This is a genomic window from Serratia sp. CC22-02, assembly GCF_900182895.1.
Classification (GTDB): domain Bacteria; phylum Pseudomonadota; class Gammaproteobacteria; order Enterobacterales; family Enterobacteriaceae; genus Serratia; species Serratia nevei.
In genome coordinates, this window is record NZ_FXUD01000021.1 from 1 (window position 1) to 7,287 (window position 7,287).

7 protein-coding genes and 1 pseudogene are annotated in these 7,287 nt (G+C 49.6%); all 8 read right to left on the reverse strand.

All coding sequences use genetic code 11. The features are described 5' to 3' along the window. Positions 1-2,082: pseudogene (locus QOL81_RS25525) on the reverse strand (hypothetical protein); the annotation flags it as partial. A 45-nt stretch (positions 2,083-2,127) separates the two neighbouring features. Beyond that, positions 2,128-2,505, reverse strand: a complete 378-nt coding sequence (locus tag QOL81_RS25530) for a ddrA (protein ID WP_283440158.1) — start codon at positions 2,503-2,505, stop codon at positions 2,128-2,130. Continuing rightward, on the reverse strand, positions 2,502-4,592 hold the full coding sequence (gene darA / locus QOL81_RS25535; protein ID WP_283440159.1) for an antirestriction phage head protein DarA: 2,091 nt from the start codon (positions 4,590-4,592) through the stop codon (positions 2,502-2,504). Before darA ends, QOL81_RS25530 begins: the two co-directional genes overlap by 4 nt. Next, entirely contained in the window at positions 4,589-5,224 is a 636-nt protein-coding gene (locus QOL81_RS25540) for a defense against restriction DarA-related protein (protein ID WP_283440160.1), read from the reverse strand. The genes darA and QOL81_RS25540 overlap by 4 nt, the downstream gene beginning before the upstream one ends. Beyond that, positions 5,214-5,654, reverse strand: coding sequence for a hypothetical protein (locus tag QOL81_RS25545; protein ID WP_283440161.1), 441 nt, complete (start codon positions 5,652-5,654; stop codon positions 5,214-5,216). Before QOL81_RS25545 ends, QOL81_RS25540 begins: the two co-directional genes overlap by 11 nt. Next, positions 5,655-5,963, reverse strand: coding sequence for a phage holin family protein (locus QOL81_RS25550; protein WP_283440162.1), 309 nt, complete (start codon positions 5,961-5,963; stop codon positions 5,655-5,657). 105 nt (positions 5,964-6,068) lie between these two features. Then, positions 6,069-6,506, reverse strand: a complete 438-nt coding sequence (locus tag QOL81_RS25555; protein WP_283440163.1) for a tail fiber assembly protein — start codon at positions 6,504-6,506, stop codon at positions 6,069-6,071. Next, positions 6,485-7,287, reverse strand: an 803-nt coding sequence (locus QOL81_RS25560; protein ID WP_502950672.1) for a phage tail fiber protein, incomplete at its 5' end; no start/stop codon positions are given. The genes QOL81_RS25555 and QOL81_RS25560, both read right to left, overlap by 22 nt.

Here is a 7,287-nt window from a genome sequence, read left to right on the forward strand (position 1 = left end):
TGATACAACCTCTTGATCACTCTCTTGAAGTGACTTGATACGCGTGTTTATCCTCGATACATGACCAGCGTATCTTTCCTTGGCCCCTTCAGCCTCAGACGTTACATTCCCCTCCCTCATCATCTCTCTACCACGATCCACATCGTACATTACGGCCACACTGGCGCCTGTTGCACTCAACGTGCTTTTACCTTTATCACCAGAGGCTGAGACAATTGCTTTGTATGCTACCGCCGGCCGGTATTCCGGTAGCATTATCCCCATCGCGGACATATAACCCTGAGTCAGAGTGCGGGAGCGGCCAATCACTTTACTGATAACTGGATAAGCTTCACGGGCAGCCGCAATAATCACTTCACGCTCAGCCTCTTCCTTCATCACAAGCTTAATAGCGTTATGTAGTTGGAAGATTTGTCCAGAGTTAAAGAGAGCAGACCAATCTGGTTGCTTGAACATGTGAGCATTACGAATTAATGGATGAAGCGTATAGAGGCTTGTCCGGCCATATCGATCCGTGAACGTTTCAATTTTTTTTCCAAGGATACTTGCGGTCAAAGCTTGATATCGTTTCAACGCCGCCGCGTCATTGATGTTGGTCTTAGTCAGTGTTTTTATCGCCGCGTTCACAGCTGCGGCTAGCGTTGATAAAGAGCCGCTACCGTCAAACGTCAATGCCTCAATGATGCGCTTCATACCTTGAATACTGCTTGCATTACGCAGCACAGGGAGCACGGCGTCATCACGCTTTTTTGACGATTCAAAAAGCGCCCCCGTTAATCCCTTGCCACCTTCGAGCTGCATCTGGTTTGAAACCATCTGCAAGACATCCTCAAGTGACACGCTGCCGCCGCCAAACATATCCCCCATTGCCTGTTGTTGGTGTATCAACTCATCGTTGATACGCTCAGCCATCAGTTTGAAGGCTTGCCCCATCCGCTTAGCTGACCGGTTATTTTCAACAATGAAAAGGGCCAGGGCTTTTGCTTCATCCGTCGCTTCCTCAAACATCCCCACTTGCGCAATAACATCATTGATATGCTGACCGGATTCCTTCGATCGCCGCACCAGGTCTATCGCATCTTTCAAAGCACCTAGGGCGGTTTTATCTAGGGAATATACCTCGCCAGCACTTTCAACCAGAGATCCAACCGTTTCCCTGTGCACATCACCGGAAAGCATGACCATTTGCGCAAAGTCACTGGCAGCAGAATTGAGGGCGGTTAAAACATTACGCATTTCTGGATCAGGCTCTTCAGATACCATTTTCACCAACCGAATGTCCTTATAGGCCTTAGCGAAAATGCTGTTTTGCATCCTATCGATAAGCTGTCTTGTCGGCCGGCCGTCTTCAGTTAACAAGCCGGCGACAGCCGTCGCACCGATCTCATCCATGAATGCCTGGACAAAGGCCACGTTGGAGCGTGATAGCAGATCGCCACTATCTGAGGGTGCAAAGAGCTGCATCATCGCAGGGGTTATGCTTTCTGCGTCTACAAAGGCCTTTTCGCTGGCTGACATTTCCTGTAAATCTGAAAGGTTCGAGTCCTTTGCAAACTTCACCCGGTCAACTTCAGTTAGGCGCCGGCGCACCAGAATAGGCCTTTCCATCTGTTCGATATCCCTGGCCCGCACACCGTATTCACGCGCATGTTTCATAAGGAACGAGCGGTAGTCGTCTGCTCGCCCCTCGGCATACGCCCGAATTATACCCATACTGCGACCGTTACCTGACTCGACTGCATTATCCTCACCGATGATCGGCGCTCCGTGGCTTGATAAGCCGGAGTCAGTTAGTTGGGCAGGCCTTAATGATCGGGAGATATTATTGACCTGCAATTTGCTGGAAAAACGAGTGCGATCACGCGGCTGGAGTTCTTGAGGGTAAGCCTCGTTTATGCGGCCATCTAGATGATTGGATACCAGAAGCATTGAAGCATCGATCACCTCAAACTGAGTCTTAACTTCCTCGCCTTTTGCTGTAACAACATAAGATTTCCGTCCATTCCTTAGAGCATTACGTATTACCTCCACCAGCGCTTTAATGCTGGAGGTATTTTGTATTTTTTCTATAACTGTTTGCATTGTCATATCCGAAAAAGGCCCGTTCACACGGGCCTAGCGCATGAATTAAGCCGCTTCAGGGTGATTCTGGCGCACCCAATTGGAGGCGCCGATTTGTACATCCTCAAAACTCAAGTACTCACCCACAAAAAGGGTTAAATCGTCCAGTACGCGGATGAAATCATCCCTACCTGATTGGTTAAACTTCCCTCCCAAGAAGTCGGCGACAACTTGGGGTTGAGAGTCATGGTCATCATCATTTGCCGAAGTGGCTGGTTTAGGCGCCGGCGCCGGTTTTGTTGCACCGTATCCGAGCTTTACCATTACCTCATCGATAAGGTCATCTACATCAAGCTTTTCTAGCCCCTTAACGCCGGAAGACTTCCGCATTAGTTCATCCAGCTGATCGGCAAGGTCGAGTCGTTCAATTGCAGATAGAGTCATGCAGCAACGCCCTCACGCTGGATAGCCACTAACAAATCCGAAAGATGCTTAGCAACATCGTTTACCAAGGTTTCATGCTCGTCATAAACCCCGGACTCAGCTAACGACGCGATCGCCTGTCGTGTGTTTCCGCGCGCCTCACGAATTTCGTCCATATCATTAGTTTGCAGCGTCAGAATTTCATTTAAGAAATCAACGGCTTTCTTCGTTAACATGTCAGCATCACTAAATTGGTCGGATGGTTCAGGTTGTGGCCCTTCTGGCACCGGATCGGTTGCGACAGCCGGGGGAGCTGGTGGCACTCCATTAACGACGGCTGGTGAGGCTGCGGGAACGTCATTGAATAGGGTTTCTAAAACTCCTGTCGCACTTTTGCGTTGTGAAATACCTATAACGCGCAAATTTCTGATGATAGTTCCGAGGGATAATCCAGCAGGAAGGGCACTAGAGTTGGGGCCATTTTTCGTCAGGTAGTTTCGTAAAAAGTCTTGGCTGGTTGCGTGAGGATCATCGCCTTTCAATTTGGCGATTAGTGGCTTCAGTAACTCAATGCTTGAAAATGCCGCTTTCTCTTCCAGGGTGTATTGCAGGTCGACCAATTCATAGTCGGCTACTTTCTCCGCACTGAGTGGGCTACTGTACACCGCCACACCATAGCGAATGTCATTCCCAGTAATAGTCCGTTCAGTCTTTATCCCGGAAGAAATGAACCCCTCAGAATCATAGGTGTTGACCGCTCCACCTGGGCGCCAATTCGGGCGAGCTTTCAGGCCATAATAATAAAACGCCCCGCTTTGCGTACTGGTGTCATCATCATTATCCGCGACTGCTGCTGCTGCGCTTTGTTGTTCTGTTTCAGCTGTACTGATAGCGTCAAAACCAGCTTTTGTGAGAACTTGTCCATCTTTCACAAAGACATATATACCTTGCAGACCGGAAATGCGGAAATAGGTATATCGATACCCGGCATTTTTAGCAGCCTTGTATTTTTGCTTATAGGCTATGGCCTCTGGCGACGGGCCACTCCCATTGATAGTGACTGAGCCGGAAAGCGAGATCTGATCCCCGTTGCTTTGTGAATACCAAACTGGGTTCGCACCCGATACTGACGCTTTTTTCAACGTAGGGGTTATCGCGCCAGTCTGGATACTCGCCAGGGGAACCGTATGCCCCCCTAGGTTCGCAGTTTCATCATCAACAGTAGCGTGAATAGGCTCCTGGCCCTGCTTTTGAGCCTTTTTTTTCTTCAGCGTCTCAATCGCTGCGTTTAATCGCTCATTTTCTGAAGTCTGTCGGCGAAGGCTGTTGCTGTAGTCTTCAATTTGCGAGTCGATATCTGCCAATTGTGGCGCCATCTCATCGGCTTTAGCCATTTCATCGACTGCGAGATCTTCAAGACGTTCCGCTTCAACCTCAGCCGCTTCAGCGGCCAGCTTCAACTTGCTATGCTTGTCGCGGTTTTTGGTAAATTTGGCACTGTTTTTTTCAATCAGATTCGAGAGCGTTTGAGCAGTTTGATTTAGGGATATATCACGGCCGCCGATCGGCGCCACAACATGTGTAACATCTCGCTTATTAAGCAGGAATTTGAATGCGACAAGCACATCCTGTGCCTTGAGCTTAATGTCAGCCGTTGGGCTATGAAACAAGAGTGAGACACTTTGACCGTCGGTGAGCGGAATTTTTGCGGTCATAACTGGAATGCCCGCCACCTTACGAACATTACCTATTTCAGCCCCACCAGCTGTCGTCACTCCGGTATCATCGGTGCCGGCTTCATCGGTGCCGGCTTTGATTCCCGTACCATTTAGACCTGAATTGAGTATGCGAACAAATGCGCGCATAGTTTGGGATAAGCGGTTTTTTGTGGTGCTAATGGCTTCAAACATCGCTGTACTCTGCGGATCGGAAAGGTAGTCCCCCATATAGGAACACTCGACCTCTTCAACCGTAACACTTTCTAGCATTTGAGCCTCACCAGCTCCTTCAAGCAAAGATGAATACTCAGCATTGGATACCTGGCTTAAGTTATAGTCGCCACGATCGACGATCAGCATCCCATTCACGGGATGATATGGGTTACTCATGCATCCACCTCGCGTTTCAGAGTATCAAATTCAGTTTTCAACCTACGCCCTTCGGCCTGTTCAGCACGCAGTTGGTTTTTCAAAGCCTCGGCCCGATTCCGCTTATCCTGCAAACTGTTGTTGCGCTCGAGAGTGACAGCCTGAGCAGAGGCGATCCTCCCTTTGGCTGCATCAATACGACCATTTTGCTCAGCGAGTCGCTGCGCGTTAGTTTTCAGGCCGCTTTTTTGGCGAGGGGTTTCCGCTCGACCGGCTTTAGCCAGTTTGCGAGCAAGAGATTTTGCGAACGTTTGGGCATTAGAGGTAATGGCGCCAGCTATGATTTTCGCGAGTGTCTCGAGGTCTTTGGCGCCGGTGAATGGAATAGATTTTTTATTCAGTGAAATAGCGGAGATATCACCAGAATCATTGACTTGTACAGACACCTCTTGCTCGTCCAAGGCTTTCAAGCCAAATGTACGTATACGTACCCCGTCTTTTTTTCGAGCAGTACCGGCAGGAATAACCTTAACGATTTCTGCGCCTGCTTTCGTCACAGCTTTTTTTAATGGCTCTAGGCCTTTGTCATTAAGATTGTTGAAGTCCAGGACGGCGTAGGTCTGCCCGTTCTTCGAAAACAGATTAGCGGGCATAAGACGTCACCTTATCTACAGGAATGGCGAATACTTTGGTTACAACAGATTGAACAGGGAATAATCGATATAGTGGATTAATTCGGCTATCGCCGTGGGTCATTCGTACAACCAGCTCCCAATCCCCTTCCTTCAAGTAACGACGATTGAAAAACAGAAACTCTCGAGTTAAGCCCTTTTCCGAGATGAATAATGACCGCGCCTTTCCGGTGATCACCGTCGTAGGGTCTTTCTTATCTCGCAGGCAATATTCAACTCTTGCGCCTTTCACATTCCGGCATGTCGTAAGAAAACTGACTGGGAACCGGATTACTTCATCGCTGTATTCTTCTGATCCGGTATCTTGAACAAGTACTTTTCTTCGCTTAAACAGAAAGCGATCTGCAAGTGCCGCTGCAACAACCAGCGCAAGGCACGTTTCACTGATCATCTAAATCCCCTTTTTAATAAAAATGCTTTGCAGCGCAGCTATAAACTTCTCTTTCGCCACGGTTACGGTTTCTCGCCCGTTATTGCTCGCTACCAGTACAGCCAGGAGTAAAAGTGGTTCCTCCCAGCGAAGGTGCTCAGCTGAGTAATAAGCTGTGGCGCCGGATACAAAGCTGATCACCAGCTCAGTAAACAGGTTGAACCAATCACGCTTAATCCTTTCCTCCCGCACCCCCTGAAGGAAAACAGCTAATCCTCCAAGCGCCGAAAGCAGCACAGCAATAACGAGCGTTTGGGTGCTGGTGGGCACGTATTCCTCCGGCTCTGTAGGTACGTTGAGAGGCTAACAAAAGTGACTTTTGAAACTTGCAGGAGTTTTAGTGCAAAAAAAGCGCCCTGGTGGGCGCTTTCCGTATCATGGCTCTTTAGGCCATGTAACTGTTTTTAACGTAGTATCAAGACGATACAATTGTATCCGATAAATTTCCCAACTCTTGAGCAACGCGGCCTCTTCTTCGGTCGCAATCCCCAATTTTTCAGCATCCTGCAACGGTGCCATCGCCTTTGCGGCCGAAGCCATTAAGGATGCCTTCCTGCGCTCAGCACTGGTGCGCTGTTGCGCCGCAGTCGGTGGCGGGATGTCTACCCAGCACGGCCGCCCCTTCGATGCCCCACGTTGTTTCCCCTCCGGCGGTTGGCCGGTGAACGCCTGAAACACAGCCTCATCAACATCAATGCCGTCATCAGGCCAAGCGCCTACAGCGGCGTAATCTTCCAGCATCGAGAGTGGGTAAAACGCATTCTTTTCAGCACTATAAACATACATATTTTTTATTTCCCAATCGCGAACCACGTCATGCCACTATCCCAGTCGGTGCGCACTTCGTTGCTGTAGCATTGTTTGTTCCAGTTAAAGCCTTGCGTGTTATGGCTGCCGAGCTGCACGCCGTAGTCGTAATACTGATCCCAGGTGCTTCTGTCCGGCCAAGCGGGCGTCATCAGGATCGGCCCGACCCATTGGGTAAACGGGATGTTGAACGACTGCCACAGGTTCGCACTTTCGTTAATCCCCTTCGTGTACGTCCTGCCATACTGTAGGAGAATGCCGGTGTTCTCGTCTCGCCACCATCCTGATCCCTCATGCGTTCGGTTCGCAAAGGAACCCCAGTCAACACGGCCGTTAATATTGTTTTTCAGCCATTCACTGAGGTAGCCACCCCAAGCTGACCCCTGAACGTTTCCGTCCGGGTGCCACGTTGTCCCGCTGGATGTGGTGATCGCAGGCCAGTTACCGCCGATATGAATACCCGACTCAAAGGCGGCGGCACCGGTTCTGACATCCACAGAAAACGGACGCAGGTTGTTGAATGTGCCGTACTGGTCGTTTTCTTTTGTCAGCAGCAGGTAAAGCCTGTTGCCATCATTCCGCCAGAATGAACCGAACCCGCCGCCGATCAGCCGGTAGTTATCGGGATTTGTTGATTGGATCTCAGCACTGGTTTTTACCGGCCCGGTGAGCTGTCCTCCAGACTTCGCCAGATATCGTCCATCTGATTCAGTTTTGTTATACGCATTAACATCACCAGCCAACAAATTGACGTCCGATGATAGAGGTTTGCCATTAACTTTAATCG

Coding starts and splice junctions, on each gene's coding strand:
- QOL81_RS25530 (WP_283440158.1), bottom strand. CDS start 2,505: ATGACTCTATCTGCAATTGAACGACTCGACCTTGCCGATCAGCTGGAT.
- darA (WP_283440159.1), bottom strand. CDS start 4,592: ATGAGTAACCCATATCATCCCGTGAATGGGATGCTGATCGTCGATCGT.
- QOL81_RS25540 (WP_283440160.1), bottom strand. CDS start 5,224: ATGCCCGCTAATCTGTTTTCGAAGAACGGGCAGACCTACGCCGTCCTG.
- QOL81_RS25545 (WP_283440161.1), bottom strand. CDS start 5,654: ATGATCAGTGAAACGTGCCTTGCGCTGGTTGTTGCAGCGGCACTTGCA.